This is a genomic window from Kluyvera sp. NPDC087067 (genome assembly GCF_044745165.1).
In the GTDB taxonomy this organism is placed as follows: domain Bacteria; phylum Pseudomonadota; class Gammaproteobacteria; order Enterobacterales; family Enterobacteriaceae; genus Kluyvera.
In genome coordinates this window covers 531605-548118 of the sequence record NZ_JBIUZS010000003.1, presented here as the reverse complement: position 1 = coordinate 548118, position 16514 = coordinate 531605, and the positions used below count along the sequence as shown (strand labels likewise).

Genomic DNA, 16514 nt, shown 5'->3' with positions numbered 1-16514 from the left:
TTCGCCCCCTTAACGCATAAACAGCCCGCCGTTAATGTCCCAGGTTGCCCCGGTGACAAACGACGCGTGTTGAGAGGCCAGCAGCGCGACGGCGTGGGCGACAAACTCGGCCTCGCCAAGCTGGCCCACGGGGATCATTTGCAGTAGCCCGGCCATTTTGTCTTCCGGCACCAGTGCATGAACGGTCGGCAAATCCATCGGGCCCGGGGCGATGGCATTCACCGTGACGCCGGATTTCGCCAGTTCGCGGGCGAACACTTTGGTGAGCGTCAGGATCCCGCCTTTCGACGCGGCGTAGTGCGCGCCGGAGGCCGTGCCGCCGTTTTGTCCGGCAAGCGAAGCAAGATTGATAATGCGACCGTAGCCGCAGCGCGCGAAGTAGCGCCCCATCGTCTGGCAGCCGACAAAGGTACCTCGCAGGTTAGTGGAGATAACCCGGTCAAATTCATCAACGCTAATGTCCATCACCGGGGTTGCCAGGGTTAGCGCGGCGTTATTCACCAGCACCTGTAGGCTGCCAAAGCGTTCAAGGGTAGCGGCCAGCGCACGGTCAAAATCTTGCGGTTGACGAATATCCAGCGCGAGTGCCAGCACGCGCTCGCTATCACAATGCGCGGCGGCAGCCTTTACGCGGTCGGCGTCAACGTCGGTGAATACCACCTGGTCACCCTGTGCCAGAAGGTGTGTGGCGATGACATTCCCCAGCCCGGATGCCGCCCCGGTGACTAATACGGTTTGCGTCATAAATGACTCCTCAGAGGATGTAGCCGATGCTGTGCAGCACATCGTCGCTATTGACCAGACGGATAACCTTTTGGCTGATTCGCCAACCGCTGGCCTGCGGTTGCAGATGCCAGGTGATATCGGCGGCATAGTGGCGGCTATGGCCTTTGCGGTGTTCCCACAACGACTGCGCGCCCCGCACGACCACTTCATTTTCGCTGGCTTCCAGCAGCCGAAAGCGCGACAGCGTGCGCAGCGTTCTGGCGCGCGGTGTGGTGGAAATAGATTCGCCGCTGTACAGGCGTTTCACCCGCTTAGCGCGCATTTCGTGGTCGTCACAGGCGTAGTTGAGCGTATTTTTAAAATCGGTTTCCTGCGGGTCGATAGGCACCACGTACAGGCCATCGTGCAGCCAGAGATCGAGCCACGCGTTAAACTCCCCCTGGTCCAGCAGATCGCCTTCGAGGTTTATCACCGCAATGGCGTTAAACAGTACAGATTCTGCGGTCGTCATTTATTCCATCTCCGTCATCAGTTTTTTCCACTGCTGATAAGCCGCGCGCATGCCGGTTTCGGCGCTGACGTCGCTGCGCAGGCCATCATCGGTACGGTATTCACCCGCCAGACCGCGGTTTAACATGATCCACAGGTCATTGCCTGAGGTGGCCCCGCGCTGAACGCGCTCCCACGCCTCGGAATCGTCCGGCGTGCCAAAGCCCATCGGCCCCTGGAAGTGTTCATGCAGACGTAAACGTGCCTGGTTAGCGATTTCCGGGCCGCCGTCCATGGTGATCACCGCATGATGAATTTCGGTTTCGTTGACCGACAGCGGTTGCAGCACGCGGAAGAACGCCATCGAGCAGGCGATGTTGGGGAAAATATTGAGGTTAAAGCCGGAACCGCCGACGGCGCGTACAATGCGGCGAACCTTCTCTTCGTCGTGTTCTGCGCGCAACGCGTCAGCCAGTTCAGTGAAACGCTCGGGGATCGGCGCATCGAGATTGGCCTCCAGATCCACCAGTTCCGGGATCATCACCATTACGCTGTGGCCGTTACCGAGGTCCTCGACGTAGCCGCTGCCGTCAACAAAGTTGAGCATCTCTTCGGTCTGCTTATCGACCGAGCTTAAAAACGAACGGTGCACCACCGGGAAGTGATAGCCGTCAGTGGTATTCTCAAGCTGAATTTTCCAGTTGCCGGGGAAGCGGAATCGGTGTGCCGGGCCGGTTTTGATCGGATATCCCGCGCCCTGCTTCATAAACAGATCCATCCACTTTTTCGCCGCGCCGAGGAAATCTTCCAGCGGCTCAATGCGATCGTTGAAGGTGGCGAAGATCATTCCCGCATACTGTTCGGTCCGCAGGGACACCAGCCCCAGCTCACCCTTTTCTAACTGGTCGGCATAGCTTTCCGGGTGTGGCACGCCGCGCAGGCTGCCGTCCAGCGCGTAGCCCCAGCCGTGATACGGGCAGACAAAGCTGTTGGTTTTGCCGCTGCGGTGTTCACACACGGTGGCGGCGCGGTGACGGCAGCGGTTGAGTAGCGTATGGACGGTGCCTTTACGGTCACGCACCACAATCACCGGCTGGGTGGCAATCTCGGTGGTTTTGAAACTGCCGGTTTCCGGTATCTCGCTGGCATGCGCTACCCATACCCAGGTTTTGCCAAATACCCGTTCCAGCTCGAGGGCAAACAGCTCCTCTGAGGTGTAAAGCGAGGTATGTACGCGGTCGTGTTGCACCAGCGACGCAATCTCGTCGCGGCCTGGCGCGGCGGGCGTGGTGGTGTCGATATTTTTCACATTAATGGTGCTGTCACACTGCATGTCCATTCTCCTGGCCGTCTTTGACGGTCTGATGGTTTTCTGGCACCGGGAGTAAATCCTCGGCGTGCCAGTGGCTAACGGGGCGACTAAACAGGTTGCGGGTGGTGAAATGGTGCATCACCATCTCACCCGCTTCGCGACGGAAAGAGACGTTGAGTTCGGCGGCATTGAGGTGCGCCCCGCCCGCGCTAAAGGCGGAGGTTTGCAGCATCAGCCAGCGACCTTGTAGCTCACCGCTCGCCGCGTGTCTCAACGACTCGGAACACAAGAAGTGCGCGTTCATGGCGAAATGCGCGGGCTTGCGAACGTATCCAGTCATCATGGCCACAATGGCTTCACGCCCCAGATGACGCCCCAGCCGCGCGGCGTAAGGTTCGCCAACGCCTTCCCAGCAGGCATCCGCGCTGAACAGTTCGCCAATCGCGCGCACCGTTTCGGCATCATCTAGCCGGTCGCACAGGTGCATGTAGTCGCTAATGCAAACGCGTGCGGCCTGCTGGTCTTCAAGCTGCTGTAAACGCAGGGCATCCTGAGAGGTCATGGCGCGCTCCGTTAGCCCTGAATGATCAGTTCACGCCCGACGCGGGCTTCGATTTTGCAGTACTTCCACAGCTTGCTGCCGCCATCGCCCACCGGCGTGGTACGGAACAGGTTGCAAACCGCGGCGACGTTTTCCAGCGCCTGCGCGTCGGCCAGGACGTAGGTCGTCCACGGTGCGGTTGTCGAGGGGCCGACCATCAACTGGTCGTCATCCATATTGCCAATCACCGTGATCCCTGGGGTTTCATCGATGCCTTTCATCATCACGCCGAAAGCGGCCCATACCTGCTTCGCTTCCGCCGCGCTGGCGTCGAAAAAATTCTGGTTCACGCCGATACAAAACAGCACGCGTAAGGTTTTTAACTGGCTCATGTAGTGCTCCTTAAGGAAAAAATCACAGATAACCGGGCTGCGGTTTGCCGCCAAAAAAGACGGTGCCCGCGTTGAGATAAGAGAGATCGCCCATAAAGGCGTGTTGGGTAATGACCATGGTGTCGCGGACATAGCGCTGTAGCGGGCTGGTCATGGTGACGCCGCCCATACCATTCAGCGCCAGCGCCTGACGGGCCACCTCGGCGGCCACGCGCGTGACGTGAGTTGACGACAGGCGTAAGGCGTTAATCTGTTCGCAGCTGGGATCGTCACCGCTTAGCAAGCGCTGCCAGACATCATCAATAGCGTCGTAGAACCAGGCGCGTGCCGAGCGCAGGTCGGCTTCACAGCGGGCAATTTGCATCTGCGCCTGCGGCCGTTCGGCCAGACGCGGTGCGCCGGTCACCGACTGCTGGCGGTGGGCAATCGCATAGATTTCGTTGAGTGCGGCACGCGCCACGCCGAGCGCCACGACCGACAGCACCTGGGTCGCCAATGACAGCACCGGATAGCGGTATAGCGGCCCTTCGAGATTGAGCACGCCGCCGCGAATAAAGGTCCACTCGTGCGGCACAAATACGTCGTCCACCAGCAAATCGTGGCTGCCGGTACCCGCAAGCCCGACCGTATTCCATACCGGGTCGATCTGTACGCTGGCGCGCGGCAATACCGCCATACGCGGCAGCGGCTGTTCACCGTCAGGCAAGATGCCAACACCTAATACCGATGCGCCCATGCTGCCGCTGGCAAAGCTCCAGCGTCCGCTAACGCGGTAGCCGCCGTCGGCCTGACGGGCCTTTTGGGTGGGGAAAATGCCGCCGGCAAAAACCACGTCCGGGCCGTTTCGATAGAGTTCTTTTAAGGTGTCAACGGGCAGCGCGCCGAGGTAAAACGGGCTCATGCCGAAGCTTGCCACCCAGCCTGCGGAGCCGTCCGCCGTAGCAATCTGCTCGATCAACTCGCAAAACTGCGCCGGGGAACATTCGTCACCGCCGTAGATTTTCGGCACCAGCGCACGGTAGACGCCAACCTGCTGAAAACGGCTAATGATGTCGTCAGAAATATGACGTTGATGTTCAAAATCTTCGCTTCGCGACGCAACTTCACTCAACAGCGGCGCTAGAGCTTCACGGATTAAGACGGCAGACATGGCGTTCTCCGGGTAGTGGTGGCGACCGGTCGCAGGGCGAGCGCAGCCGCAATGAGTCGAACTCACTGAGTCATTAGGAACCAGGCAAAGAAAGAGTGTGTGGTTAGCGTCGTCGTCGCGACAAAAGCCACTCGGCGGCCTGCACCAGTAAGCCTTCGGCGCCTTTGCGGGCCACCAGCTGGAGGGCTATCGGACGACCTTTTCGCTCACCTGCGGGCAGGGTTATCGCCGGATGGCCGCTGAGGTTGAACGGGCGCACCAGTCGGGTCAGGCTGACGACGCTTAGCGGGTCACTGGCCTCAACCAGCGTGGGCGGCAGTTCGGGTAAGGTGGCCAGCGCCAGCAGCGGCGTTTTCGCCAGCAGCGCATCAACATCGGCGGTGAAGCGCTGCCGCACGCGCTCTGCGTCATCAAGCGCTTGTGGAGTAACCGCTTCACCGGCGCGAATGCGGGTCGCCACATCATCAGAGACGGCGCCGGTGGCTAACAGCGGATTGAGCGCCAGCCAATTTTCGCGGCTGATAAGAGCAATTCCGGCCTGATGAGCATCGACCAGGGTAACCAGTTCACCACGATGAGGGTAAACGTGCGCATCGGCGAGAAACGCCAGCAGCTGCGCGTCTATTTCAGGCAGTGCTGCGGCGATAAAGGTCATTTCTGGTAGCGTGTCCAGCGGCGCATCGACCGGGAGATCGAGACGCTTCAGCACCTGACGCAGTACATCCGCCTGCCGCGCAAAAAGGCCCACGCAGTCCAGCGAACTGTCAGCGGGCATCACGCCCCGGCGGCTTAAAACACCATAGCCGGGTTTGAGCCCCAGAATACCGCAGCAGGCGGCGGGCATACGCACCGATCCTCCGGTGTCGGTTCCCAGCGAAAAATCGACCTCACCGGAGGCGACAACCGCCGCCGAACCGCTTGAGGATCCGCCGGGGATCAGCGCAGGATACAGAGGGTTGATCGGCGTTCCGCCCCAGGCGTTGATCCCGGTGACGCCAAACGCCAGTTCGTGAAGCGTGGTTTTCCCGCGCAACGTGCAGCCGTTTTCCAGTAGCTTTGCGACCACGCTTGCATGTTGTCGCGCAGCCGGGCTTTCCGCCAGCGCCGGGCACCCGGCCAGGGTGCGGTATCCCGCCACGTCCAGCGTATCTTTAACGGCAAAACTCAGGTCGCCCTCGCCGAGGGTAAACCGTTCGACAAACCCATCGCTCTCATAAACTGGCTGCATGATTAACACCTTAACCAGAAATAATGAATCATATTCAGGCAAGCAGTCGATGCTGCTTTTTTGTCCTGACTAACGTTTAATCAATACTGGCAAATTTAGATGAATATTCAAGTAATATTTCACGTTATTTTTACCGAGCCGCAACAAGTTATTAACCATGAGCATGAAAGGGTTACTCATGCAGTTTGATGAAATATAAAGCAAAATTCGGCATAAAGGCAGGTACAGTCGCCGGGTAACGAACCGGCGACAGATGTCAGAAAGGTTTTTATTTACAGAGGGTTAAGATAAAAATCTACGCAAGTCACAATTTTGTCATTGTGTCCTGCTGGCTCATAATTCATTGAGGTTATCGAGCACTTTCGCCAGCGACTGGTTCATTTTTTCGACCTGGCTTACGCTCATTCCCTTAAAACCTTTGTCGAAAATTTTGCCCACTAACGGCATCGCTTCGGCCACTTTCTGCTTGCCGGCGTCCGTAAGCATCACCACCGTCACCCGGGCGTCACGCTCGCTGCTGCTGGTGGTAACCAGACCATCATCGCGCAGGCGGCCAACGATTTTGGTGACCGTCGGCATTTTCGCCAGCGCATATTCGGAGATTTGTGAAATGCTCGCTTCACCGTACTGGTGAGTGATCATCAGTACGCGAAAGCGCGATACGTCGAGGGCAATCTTTTTCAGGGCGATTTCGACGGTTTGGGTATAACGCGCATAGACGTTGACAATCCAGTAGAACGGAAAATCTTCACGGTGAAATTCGTTCTCGTCAGGCAGGCCTTCCGATATTTTTTTTGTATGACGCATGCGTTTCCTTACCCCAATCTGCAACAGATTTTTCGATTATACCCTGTGTCTGAACGCCCGTCCTGAAGCGCTTTTCCGCCACATGCTCCACAGTGCCTGATTTACGCGACACAGATCGCATTATGATTCACAAACGACGAATGAATAACAATTTCGTATCATTTTTGACACATAAAGTTGACAGCCATTGTGGCTATTTTCTATACGTTAGCAGCCTGTCTGATACTCATACTAATAAACACAATGTGGAGCTTTTCATGAACGATAGCCCTTCTACGGAGCACAATCGCTCCGGGCCTCAAGCCCCAATGCCTCTCAATCCTCGCCAGCAGGCGGTGATCAATAAACTTTTTCGCCGCTTAGTCGTTTTTTTATTCATTCTGTTTGTTTTTTCCTACCTCGACCGGATCAACATCGGCTTTGCCGGCCTGACAATGGGCAAAGATTTAGGCTTAACCAGCACCATGTTTGGCCTGGCCACCACGCTTTTTTATGTGATGTACGTGGTGTGCGGTATTCCAAGTAACGTGATGCTGACTATCGTCGGCGCGCGGCGCTGGATTGCGATATTGATGATTGTGTGGGGAATTGCCTCCACCGCGACCCTGTTTGCAACCGGGCCGAAAAGTCTGTATGCCCTGAGAATGCTCGTCGGGATTGCGGAAGCCGGTTTCCTGCCCGGCTTGTTGTATTACATGACCTACTGGTTTCCGGCACACTATCGCGCCCGCGCCAATGCGCTGTTTATGATTGCCATGCCGGTGACCATGGCGCTGGGGTCGCTCGCTTCGGGTTATATTTTAAATATGGACGGCCTGCTTAATCTGAAAGGCTGGCAGTGGCTGTTCTTGCTGGAAGGTTTTCCGTCGGTATTGCTGGGACTGGTCGTGTGGTTCTGGCTTGATGACAGCCCGTCTACCGCAAAATGGTTGACCGAGGAGGATAAAGCCTGCCTGAACGAGATGCTGGAAGCGGACAAGCAGAGCGCATTGCAGACGCAAAGTGCGATTGCCGCGGCGTCTGTCGGGCAAAAAAGCATCTTTCGTGAGTTATTCACGCCGGTGATTATTCTCTACACCCTCGCCTATTTCTGTCTGACCAATACGCTAAGCGCTTTGAGCGTCTGGACTCCGCTTATTCTGCGCAGTTTTAATGCGGATAGCAGCAATGTGACCATTGGTTTACTGAGCGCCATTCCGCAGGTGTGTACCATTATCGGGATGATTTGGTGGAGTAAGCGTTCCGACCGCCACAATGAACGCAAGCTGCACACCCTGCTGCCGTATTTGTTTGCCTCCGTCGGCTGGATGTTGACCGCCACCAGCGTGAATCCGCAACTACAATTTACCGGTATCGTGATGGCATCGATGGGGGCATTTGCGGCGATGGTGATCTTCTGGACGACGCCGGACAGAGTGATGTCGCTGCGTGCCCGAGCGCTGGGAATCGCGGTGATAAACGGCACCGGCATGACCGGCGCGGCGCTGGGGCCGCTGCTGATGGGCTGGATGAAAGATGTCACCGGCAGCTTTAACGCGGGCATCTATATGGTGGCCGGGTTCCTGGTGCTGGGGGCGATTATTGTGGCGTTTATTCCGATGAAAGCGGTCGTGAAGCCGATTGCTCGCACCGGCGCTTCACCGGAGTCGGCGTAATGACTCTTTAATACCAATTGTAGGCCGGATAAGCGCAGCGCCATCCGGCGTCGTGCGGCACCTTGCCGGATGGCGCTGCGCTTATCCGGCCTACAGGGGTATTACCCGCTTATTAGAAGGTGTAACTTGCTCCAACCTGCACCGTACGGTCACGGCCAATCCAGCAGTTGGTGCTGTCATAGCAGGTTAAGGTCTCTTTGTTGGTCAGGTTCTGAGCGCTGGCTTTGAGCACCAGTCCGTTCAGGCTGCTGTCCACGGCAGACATATCGTATGAAACCGACATATCATACTGCGTGGTGCCACCCAGTTTCCCTTCATCATTATTCGGTGAAATCTCCATCGGCCCGGTATAACGCACCCCGGCTCCGACCGTCAGCCCACGCACCAGACTCTGGTCAAAGGTATAATCCCCCCACAGGTTGAAGGCATTTTCCGGCACCTGCGTCGGGCGTTTACCCTGATAGCTTTCATCTTTGGTATTGATGGCATGCGTGTAGGCATAATTCGCGATCAGGTTGATGTTGTCGGTCGGACGGCTGATAGCCGACAGCTCCGCACCCTTCGACTCAATCTCCCCGGTCTGACGATAGGTAAAGCTTGGGTCCGCACTCAACACGTTTTTCTGCCGAATATTAAACACCGACGCGGTAAAGGTGGTCGCATAATCGGCCAGCAGATATTTCACCCCGCCTTCCACCTGCTTGCTGGTGGTGGGTTTCACCTGTTCTGCCGTCAGCCCGCGCGCGGGTGAGACCGGTTTGAAGCCTTCGGAGTAGCTGATAAATGGCGATATTCCGTTGTCAAAAGCATACAGCGCACCCAGTCGCTTGGTGACGCGGTCTTGCGAAATCCACTCTTTTTTATCGCTATTAAGATAATCAGTGGTGCCGGACTGGTAATCGTCATAGCGCAGGCTGGCGAGGATATTCAGGCCACCGTAGGCGACCTGATCCTGCAAGTAGTACCCTTTCTGATTATAGGAAAGACGGTTTTTCTGCGCGGTATAAAGCCCCAGCGCATCTTCATTCACTAATCCGTAATTCGGGTTACGCATATCGATGCCAGGTGTTGCCGATGCATAATCATAATCGTAATGTGAATTGAGTTTCTGATAGTCAAACCCGGCCAATAGGTGATGCTGCCAGTCGCCCAAAGCGACGGTACGTGTCACCTGGTTATCAATGTTGAAACTGTGCAGATCCTCATTGGTGGTATAGGCAAAACGGTTGAGCTCATAAACCGGGTTTCCCGCGTTACCGGTGGAGTAGATACTTTGCTGATGGGTATCAATATCAAAGTAACGCGCTTTCTGGGTGATCCCCCAGCCGCTATCAAATTCATGTTCGAAGCTGTAGCCGATCATCCATTGACGCTGCTTAAAACCGCTCCATTTGTCACCCGCAAAATCGCGCTTGTTGGCATAACTGGAGCGCAAATATGAAAGCGGCAGGGGGTTCGACGGCGTCAGGCTTGGCGTGTTTTGTGCCAGCGCATCGAGGGTTAAGCGCGTTTTATCGCTCGGCTGCCAGGTGACGCTTGGCGCCACCAGATAATCCTCATAGCGAGTGGTGTGCGGTTGATCATCGCCTTCCGTCGCTTTGCCCAATAGACGATAGCTCCAGTCGCTGTCGCTAATCTGGCCGGTAGAGTCGAGATACCCCTCTTTGAGGTTGCGCGTGCCGGTATTGAAGCCCATTTCCGTGCGCGGCGTGGTCTGCGGTTTTTTACCCTGAATATTCACCAGCCCGCCCGGCGAGCCGTTGCCATAGAGCACGGAAGATGGCCCTTTCAGGATATCGACGCTGTCAATCAACAGCGGGTCGATACGCGCTTTGGTATTCCCGGTCACGTTATACGGCAGCTGCAGGCCATTGTAGAATTCGTTGTCGACGGTGAAGCCGCGAATTTTATATTCGCTCATATAGCTCGTGCTACCGCGCGTCTCGGTTGAAACGCCCGGCGCATAACGAAGCACTTCGTTGATTGAGGTGGCGTGACGCTGGCTGATTTCATGCTGGCTTAGGGTGTTTATCACCTGTGGCGTTTTACTTTCCGCCACCGCCGATTTAGTCGCGCTGTTGGTCCAGCCCGCTAGCTCACTGCCCTCGCCCGATGCGGTAACCACCATCGTGGACTCTTGGGCATGCCCCTGCGTGGAAAGCGCTAACGCAATCATCCCGGAAAGCGTACAAACGCGAAAACCTGTTTTTTTCATTATGGTTGTGCTCAATGCAAATCAGAGAACGATAATTATTATCATTGCTGTTTGCAATTCAACACCAAAATAAGAAGGGGTATAAAAATGTGATGGAGTTAACGCTTTTGAGAAAGTGAAACGGCCCCGGACGGGGCCGTCTGAAACATTTAATCGCGGCGAATTAAGCGGAATACCGCCAGCACCACAATTGCGCCGACAACGGCGACGAGGAAGCTGTGCAGGTTAAAACCACTGACGCTGCCGCCCAGACCAAATGTGGTCGCCAGCCAGCCGCCTACTACCGCACCAACAATCCCGAGGATACAGGTGAGAAAGAAGCCCCCCCCATCACGTCCCGGCATCAGCATTTTCGCAATCACACCGGCAATAAGACCAAAAATAATCCACGCAATAATACCCATTTTCCCACCTCTTAGTTCCATTAACATCAATAAATAGCGCCGTCATTCTGCGCCGCTAATGTTTCAAGTATAGGTAATTGTTCTTAAAATACCTGGTAAGACGATGATATTTTATGCGGAAAAATACGAATTTTGACATAAGCACTGTCTTAAGCGCCACAAACTACCGAAAGCAGTAGGCGTGCCAGGTTTTTTCGCTAAGGTGCTGAAGTTCTTTTATTCGACGCCGATAGTGATTTAAGAATCTGCCATTCTGGAGCCCTTGCCGGTGAGTGAGCACAACGCACAATTTCTTAAGCAAAATCCGTTAGCGGTATTAAATGTCCTTCGCGATCTGCAACACAATAACGCGGCACTGCGCGTGAGTTGGGCATCGAGGCAGTTTATTAGCCGTATTCTGGAAGTGACCCAGCAGCGTCTGGTTATCGACTTTGGTAGCCGTGAAGATGATAACAACGCGGCGGTAACGGCGAGGAATATCGCTATGGTCGCCGAGACGAACGGCGCAAAAATTGAGTTTACGGTGCCGCACATGCAGATCGAGAATTATCAAGGTCTGCCCGCCTTTGTGATGCCCACACCGCCCGCGGTATGGTGCATCCAGCGCCGCGAATATTTCCGCATTTCCGCGCCGCTGCATCCCCCCTATTTTGGCAAAGCCACGCTGGCAGATAAAAGCACGCTGCGCTTCCGGCTGTTTGATTTATCTTTAGGCGGTATGGGCGCGCTGCTGGATGCCCCGCCGGCAGAAAGCCTGGTGCCGGGTTTACAGCTTAAAGAGATTGAGCTTGATATGGGGCAATGGGGAAGATTTCGCTGCGATGTTGAGCTACTCGCCATTAGCGAGCGTAAAGTGGTGGATAGTAAAGGCGAAACGATTGCCACTCCGCGTCTAAGCTTTCGTTTTCTGCATATGAATCCGGTGCTTGAGCGCACGCTCCAGCGAATTATTTTCTCGCTGGAGCGTGAGGCGCGGGAACGGGCGAATAATGTCCGCTGATTACATCGCGTCCATCGCTTTCTTCACTTTCCAGATATAGCGCGGAGCCTGAGGTGCGGGATGATTTCTCACCACATGGTCGAAGAACTCATCCGCGTCCAGATCGTTAATCTCTTCTATCGCCTTTTTCCGATTTGATGAGAAGGTTCGTAACAGCGCCCCCGCTCCGTTTGCATAGGAGACCATCAGCGCATATTGCATCACCTCAGGATCGTTAATTCCCGCAAGCGATCCGTGTTCCAGAATGCTCAGGTAAGCGGCCCCCATGGAAATATTACGCTCCGGGTTTTTCAGCTCACTGGTGGAGGGTTGTCCGCTCCAGCCCATATGACGATATACATCCAGCCCGGATGTTGAGGCTTTTAACTGCATCAACCCTACCGCGTTAGATTTGCTGACAAGGTTCGGGTTACCGCCGGATTCAACGGCAATAATGGCGGTGATAAGACGCGGACTGACTCCCCATGCCGTACCGGCTTTTTCAGAAATAGGCATCCACTGCATCGCACGCTTCACCGGAACCTCTGGGTTCCACGGCGGATCGCGGTAATCCGATTTAGAGCTACACCCTGCAAGCAATACAATTAAAAAAGCAAACCATCTCAATTTCACGCTTCTATCCTTTTAGCTGAACTTTTGCTGCTGCTAATGACAACCACCGGCTCAGGCGGCATGATACCCGTTTCATTATCAGCAAGGAAATGCCATGTCTTCGTTTCATCTCATCGCCCCTTCCGGCTACTGCATCAACCAAACGGCCGCGCGTCTAGGCGTCGCGCGATTAGAAGAGGCAGGACATCAGGTAACCCAGACCAACATTATTCAACGCCGCCATCAGCGATTTGCCGGCAGTGAGGCTGAAAGGCTGGCCGATATTAATGACCTGGCTTTGCTTAGCGGCAAAAACCAGATTGTGATGCCGGTGCGTGGCGGTTACGGTGCAAGCCGTCTGCTGGCGGATATCGATTGGTCAGCGCTTATCGCGCGTCAGCAACACGATCCGCTGTTAATTTGCGGTCACAGCGATTTCACCGCCATCCAGTTTGGGCTTTTAGCCAAAGGTAACGTGATCACCTTTAGCGGCCCAATGCTCGCGGGGAATTTCGGTGCGCCAACGCTCGATAGTTTTACCGAAGAACACTTCTGGCGCGCGCTACGAAACGCCACCTACACCGTCGAATGGAAGGGGGACGGGCCGGATTGCGTCGCGGAAGGTACGCTGTGGGGCGGCAATCTGGCGATGATCAACTCTCTTATCGGTACTCCGTGGATGCCTGAGATTGAGGGCGGCATTCTGGTGCTCGAAGACATTAACGAACATCCGTTCCGCGTGGAACGGATGCTGCTACAGCTGCTGCACGCTGGCATTTTGCCACGCCAGCGCGCCATCGTATTGGGCAGCTTTAGCGGCGCGCAAACGAATGACTATGATGCCGGTTACTGTCTTAATACCATGTATGATTACCTGCGTTCGCGGCTGTCGATCCCGGTCATAAGCGGTCTGGATTTCGGCCATGAACAGCGCACCGTCACGCTGGCGCTGGGCGCAAAAGCGCGGCTTACCCATCAGGTTGCGCATTCAACGTTAACCCTGAGCGGTCACCCGGTAATAAACGAATAAAAAACGATTGTTGCTGCTTATTAATCCAATGTTTATGTGCTAACTATGGTAACGTTTTGTCACGAGTTAGTCCGTTACGGGGAGTGCGTGAACATTGGACGCCACGGCAGTCATTAGTCTTTTTATTTTGGGTTCGGTCTTAGTAACCTGCAGTATTCTATTAAGCTCATTTTCTTCTCGCCTCGGCATCCCGATTCTGGTGATTTTTTTAGCCATAGGCATGCTGGCAGGGGTCGATGGCATCGGCGGTATTCCCTTCGATAACTACCCTTTCGCCTACATGGTCAGTAACCTCGCGCTGGCGGTGATCCTGCTTGATGGTGGTATGCGTACCCAGGCCAGTTCCTTTCGCGTCGCTCTTGGCCCGGCGCTGTCGTTAGCCACCGTTGGCGTGCTGATTACCTCCGGGTTAACGGGGATGATGGCGGCCTGGCTTTTTAAGCTGGACATCATGGAAGGCATGTTGATTGGCGCGATTGTTGGCTCAACGGACGCCGCCGCGGTCTTTTCGCTATTGGGCGGTAAAGGGCTTAATGAACGTGTCGGTTCAACGCTCGAAATTGAGTCCGGTAGCAACGATCCGATGGCGGTATTTCTGACCATCACGTTAATTGAGATGATCCAACAGCACGAAACCGGGCTGAGCTGGATGTTCCTCGTACACATTATTCAACAGTTTGGATTAGGCATTGTCATCGGCCTCGGCGGCGGTTATCTGCTGCTGCAAATGATAAACCGCATCTCGCTACCCGCGGGTCTTTATCCGCTGCTGGCATTGAGCGGCGGGATCATGATTTTCGCCGTCACCACCACGCTTGATGGTAGCGGTATTCTGGCGGTATACCTGTGCGGCTTCCTGCTTGGCAATCGCCCCATTCGCAACCGCTTTGGCATTCTGCAAAACTTCGATGGGCTGGCGTGGCTTGCGCAAATCGCTATGTTCCTCGTGCTGGGGCTGCTGGTGACGCCGTCGGATCTGCTGCCCATTGCCATTCCGGCGCTGCTGCTTTCAATGTGGATGATCTTTATCGCCCGTCCGCTGTCCGTATTCGCCGGGCTGCTGCCGTTTCGCGGCTTTAATCTCCGCGAGCGGACATTTATCAGTTGGGTGGGGCTGCGCGGCGCGGTGCCGATCATCCTCGCCGTCTTCCCGATGATGGCCGGGCTTGAAAATGCGCGACTGTTCTTTAACGTGGCCTTCTTTGTGGTGCTGGTTTCTTTGCTGTTACAGGGCACCTCGCTTGGCTGGGCGGCGAAAAAAGCGCGGGTCGTGGTGCCACCGGTCGGCTGGCCGATTTCTCGCGTCGGGTTGGATATTCACCCCGATAATCCGTGGGAGCAGTTTGTGTATCAGTTGAGCGCCGATAAATGGTGCGTGGGCGCAGCGCTTCGCGACCTGCATATGCCGCAGGAAACACGCATTGCCGCGTTGTTCCGCGATAATGTGCTGCTGCATCCCACCGGCAGCACGCGTCTGCGCGAAAACGATATCCTGTGCGTTATTGGTCGCGAGCGTGACCTGCCGTCGCTGGGAAAAATGTTTAGCCAGTCTCCGCCGGTGGCGTTGGACCAAAGTTTCTTCGGCGATTTTATTCTGGAAGCGGAAGCAAAATTTGCCGACGTGGCGCTGATATACGGGCTGGACGGTGGCGAAGAGTTCCGCGATAACCAGCAGTCGCTGGGCGATCTTGTTGAACATCTGTTAGGCGCAACGCCGGTGGTCGGTGACCAGGTAGAGTTTGCCGGAATGGTGTGGACGGTCGCTGAGAAAGAAGAAAATCAGGTGCTGAAAGTCGGCGTGCGCGTGGCGGAAGAAGAAGTCGAGTAGTCTGAGGTTGCCGGATGGCGCAAGCTTATCCGGCCTGTAGTAGGCCCGGTAAGCTCACGCCACCGGGCAATATGTTACACCGTCACAACTGGTACACGCGGCGCTACGGCACACATCAATTCATAACCGATAGTCCCGGCGCTTGCGGCCACCTCATCAATTTTAATCTCCTTACCCCACAGCTCAACCGGTGTGCCAATACCGGCGTGGGGGCATGGCGTTAAATCCACGGCCAGCATATCCATGGAAATGGCGCCGACGGTGCCGGTGCGAATACCGTCGACCAGGATCGGCGTTCCATTGGCGGCAATGCGCGGATAACCATCCGCATAGCCACAGGCAACGATGCCAATCCGCTGCTCTTGCGACGTCCGATAACGGCTGCCGTAACCGACCGCATCGCCCGGTTTCAGATTCTGAATACCAATAATCTCGCTGCTTAGCGTCATCACCGGTTTCAGGCCGCTGTTGGCGATATCCTGCCACTGGCCGGACGGCGACGCGCCATACAGCACAATGCCCGGCCGCACCCAGTCAAAATGAGTCTCCGGGTGCCATAATGTGGCGGCCGAGTTTGCCAGCGAACGCGGGCAGTCCAGACCTTCCGCAGCCTGTTCAATTTGCCGCATTGGCGCCGCAACGCCATCGGCGTTTTCCGCCTCGGCAAAATGAGACATCAGCGTCATCGAGCCGACGTTACTCATCCCCCGCAGCTGCTGCCAGACGCTGTTCACCTTGTCCGGGGCGAATCCCAGACGGTTCATGCCGCTGTTCACTTTGACGTAGACATCTATCGGCGCATGTACCCGCGCATTTTGCAGCGCTTTAAGCTGCCAGTTGCTGTGGATGCTGGTGGTTAAACGGTACTTATCAAACAGCTCCAGTTCATCGGCATGGAAAAAACCTTCGAGCAGTAAAATCGGTCCCTTCCAGCCCCGTTCCCGCAGCAAGATGGCCTCTTCCAGGTTAAGCATCGCGAAACCATCGGTCTCGCGCAGGGCATTCCACACCCTATCCAATCCGTGACCATAGGCGTTAGCCTTGACCACAGACCAAATTCGGGCGCCACCTGCCGCCCGGCGAACAATCGCTAAATTATTACGTAACGCCTGTAAATCGAGGCTGGCGAGCACGGGACGTGACATG

Annotated in this window: 16 protein-coding genes; 4 read left to right on the top strand and 12 right to left on the bottom strand. The window is 55.7% G+C overall.

The features are described from left to right. Window positions 1–9: 9 nt before the first annotated feature. The 8 genes from ACIPDS_RS11345 to ACIPDS_RS11310 form a co-directional block, all read right to left on the bottom strand. On the bottom strand, window positions 10–744 hold the full coding sequence (locus ACIPDS_RS11345; RefSeq protein ID WP_400735485.1) for an SDR family NAD(P)-dependent oxidoreductase: 735 nt from the start codon (window positions 742–744) through the stop codon (window positions 10–12). Window positions 745–754: 10 nt separating this feature from the next. Next, complete coding sequence (locus ACIPDS_RS11340; RefSeq protein ID WP_400735483.1) at window positions 755–1237, bottom strand: aromatic-ring-hydroxylating dioxygenase subunit beta; 483 nt, start codon at window positions 1235–1237, stop codon at window positions 755–757. Next, window positions 1238–2548, bottom strand: a complete 1311-nt coding sequence (locus tag ACIPDS_RS11335; protein WP_400735481.1) for a Rieske 2Fe-2S domain-containing protein — start codon at window positions 2546–2548, stop codon at window positions 1238–1240. Beyond that, a complete protein-coding gene (locus tag ACIPDS_RS11330; RefSeq protein ID WP_400735479.1) occupies window positions 2538–3089 on the bottom strand; it encodes a nuclear transport factor 2 family protein in 552 nt (183 codons plus the stop codon). Before ACIPDS_RS11330 ends, ACIPDS_RS11335 begins: the two co-directional genes overlap by 11 nt. An 11-nt stretch (window positions 3090–3100) precedes the next feature. Next, window positions 3101–3460, bottom strand: coding sequence for an IacB protein (locus tag ACIPDS_RS11325; protein ID WP_400735477.1), 360 nt, complete (start codon window positions 3458–3460; stop codon window positions 3101–3103). Between the two features lie 22 nt (window positions 3461–3482). After that, entirely contained in the window at window positions 3483–4610 is a 1128-nt protein-coding gene (locus ACIPDS_RS11320) for an acyl-CoA dehydrogenase family protein (protein ID WP_400735475.1), read from the bottom strand. A 103-nt stretch (window positions 4611–4713) separates the two neighbouring features. Further along, window positions 4714–5838 carry an amidase gene (locus ACIPDS_RS11315; RefSeq protein WP_400735473.1) on the bottom strand — a complete coding sequence of 375 codons (1125 nt, stop codon included), beginning with the start codon at window positions 5836–5838 and terminating at the stop codon, window positions 4714–4716. Between the two features lie 333 nt (window positions 5839–6171). Then, window positions 6172–6645: a MarR family winged helix-turn-helix transcriptional regulator gene (locus tag ACIPDS_RS11310; RefSeq protein WP_400735471.1), complete on the bottom strand. Its 474-nt coding sequence runs from the start codon at window positions 6643–6645 to the stop codon at window positions 6172–6174. A 257-nt stretch (window positions 6646–6902) separates the two neighbouring features. Between ACIPDS_RS11310 and hpaX the strand changes: the two genes are divergently transcribed. Next, the gene (hpaX, locus tag ACIPDS_RS11305; RefSeq protein ID WP_400735469.1) at window positions 6903–8300 is read left to right on the top strand and encodes a 4-hydroxyphenylacetate permease; all 1398 of its coding nucleotides are present in this window, start codon (window positions 6903–6905) and stop codon (window positions 8298–8300) included. A 112-nt stretch (window positions 8301–8412) separates the two neighbouring features. Here hpaX and ACIPDS_RS11300 read toward each other — a convergent pair whose 3' ends face one another. After that, complete coding sequence (locus tag ACIPDS_RS11300; protein WP_400735467.1) at window positions 8413–10515, bottom strand: TonB-dependent siderophore receptor; 2103 nt, start codon at window positions 10513–10515, stop codon at window positions 8413–8415. A gap of 149 nt (window positions 10516–10664) precedes the next feature. Then, window positions 10665–10919, bottom strand: a complete 255-nt coding sequence (locus ACIPDS_RS11295) for a GlsB/YeaQ/YmgE family stress response membrane protein (protein ID WP_166513683.1) — start codon at window positions 10917–10919, stop codon at window positions 10665–10667. Window positions 10920–11187: 268 nt separating this feature from the next. Here ACIPDS_RS11295 and ACIPDS_RS11290 point away from each other — a divergent pair, with 268 nt between their 5' ends. Beyond that, window positions 11188–11919, top strand: coding sequence for a flagellar brake protein (locus tag ACIPDS_RS11290; protein WP_400735465.1), 732 nt, complete (start codon window positions 11188–11190; stop codon window positions 11917–11919). Here ACIPDS_RS11290 and emtA read toward each other — a convergent pair whose 3' ends face one another. After that, complete coding sequence (gene emtA / locus ACIPDS_RS11285; RefSeq protein WP_400735463.1) at window positions 11920–12531, bottom strand: membrane-bound lytic murein transglycosylase EmtA; 612 nt, start codon at window positions 12529–12531, stop codon at window positions 11920–11922. It lies immediately after the preceding gene. Between the two features lie 94 nt (window positions 12532–12625). Between emtA and ldcA the strand changes: the two genes are divergently transcribed. Beyond that, entirely contained in the window at window positions 12626–13540 is a 915-nt protein-coding gene (gene ldcA / locus ACIPDS_RS11280; protein ID WP_400735461.1) for a muramoyltetrapeptide carboxypeptidase, read from the top strand. 94 nt (window positions 13541–13634) lie between these two features. Continuing rightward, complete coding sequence (locus ACIPDS_RS11275; protein ID WP_400735459.1) at window positions 13635–15368, top strand: potassium/proton antiporter; 1734 nt, start codon at window positions 13635–13637, stop codon at window positions 15366–15368. Window positions 15369–15442: 74 nt separating this feature from the next. On the opposite strand, the gene dadX is transcribed toward ACIPDS_RS11275, so the two are convergent. Next, the gene (gene dadX, locus ACIPDS_RS11270; protein WP_400735457.1) at window positions 15443–16513 is read right to left on the bottom strand and encodes a catabolic alanine racemase DadX; all 1071 of its coding nucleotides are present in this window, start codon (window positions 16511–16513) and stop codon (window positions 15443–15445) included. Window position 16514 lies beyond the last annotated feature (1 nt).

Excerpts from the sequence above, each read along its gene's own strand:
- ACIPDS_RS11345 (WP_400735485.1), bottom strand. The coding sequence starts at position 744 with ATGACGCAAACCGTATTAGTCACCGGGGCGGCATCCGGGCTGGGGAAT.
- ACIPDS_RS11340 (WP_400735483.1), bottom strand. The coding sequence starts at position 1,237 with ATGACGACCGCAGAATCTGTACTGTTTAACGCCATTGCGGTGATAAAC.
- ACIPDS_RS11335 (WP_400735481.1), bottom strand. The coding sequence starts at position 2,548 with ATGCAGTGTGACAGCACCATTAATGTGAAAAATATCGACACCACCACG.
- ACIPDS_RS11330 (WP_400735479.1), bottom strand. The coding sequence starts at position 3,089 with ATGACCTCTCAGGATGCCCTGCGTTTACAGCAGCTTGAAGACCAGCAG.
- ACIPDS_RS11325 (WP_400735477.1), bottom strand. The coding sequence starts at position 3,460 with ATGAGCCAGTTAAAAACCTTACGCGTGCTGTTTTGTATCGGCGTGAAC.
- ACIPDS_RS11320 (WP_400735475.1), bottom strand. The coding sequence starts at position 4,610 with ATGTCTGCCGTCTTAATCCGTGAAGCTCTAGCGCCGCTGTTGAGTGAA.
- ACIPDS_RS11315 (WP_400735473.1), bottom strand. The coding sequence starts at position 5,838 with ATGCAGCCAGTTTATGAGAGCGATGGGTTTGTCGAACGGTTTACCCTC.
- ACIPDS_RS11310 (WP_400735471.1), bottom strand. The coding sequence starts at position 6,645 with ATGCGTCATACAAAAAAAATATCGGAAGGCCTGCCTGACGAGAACGAA.
- hpaX (WP_400735469.1), top strand. The coding sequence starts at position 6,903 with ATGAACGATAGCCCTTCTACGGAGCACAATCGCTCCGGGCCTCAAGCC.
- ACIPDS_RS11300 (WP_400735467.1), bottom strand. The coding sequence starts at position 10,515 with ATGAAAAAAACAGGTTTTCGCGTTTGTACGCTTTCCGGGATGATTGCG.
- ACIPDS_RS11295 (WP_166513683.1), bottom strand. The coding sequence starts at position 10,919 with ATGGGTATTATTGCGTGGATTATTTTTGGTCTTATTGCCGGTGTGATT.
- ldcA (WP_400735461.1), top strand. The coding sequence starts at position 12,626 with ATGTCTTCGTTTCATCTCATCGCCCCTTCCGGCTACTGCATCAACCAA.
- dadX (WP_400735457.1), bottom strand. The coding sequence starts at position 16,513 with ATGTCACGTCCCGTGCTCGCCAGCCTCGATTTACAGGCGTTACGTAAT.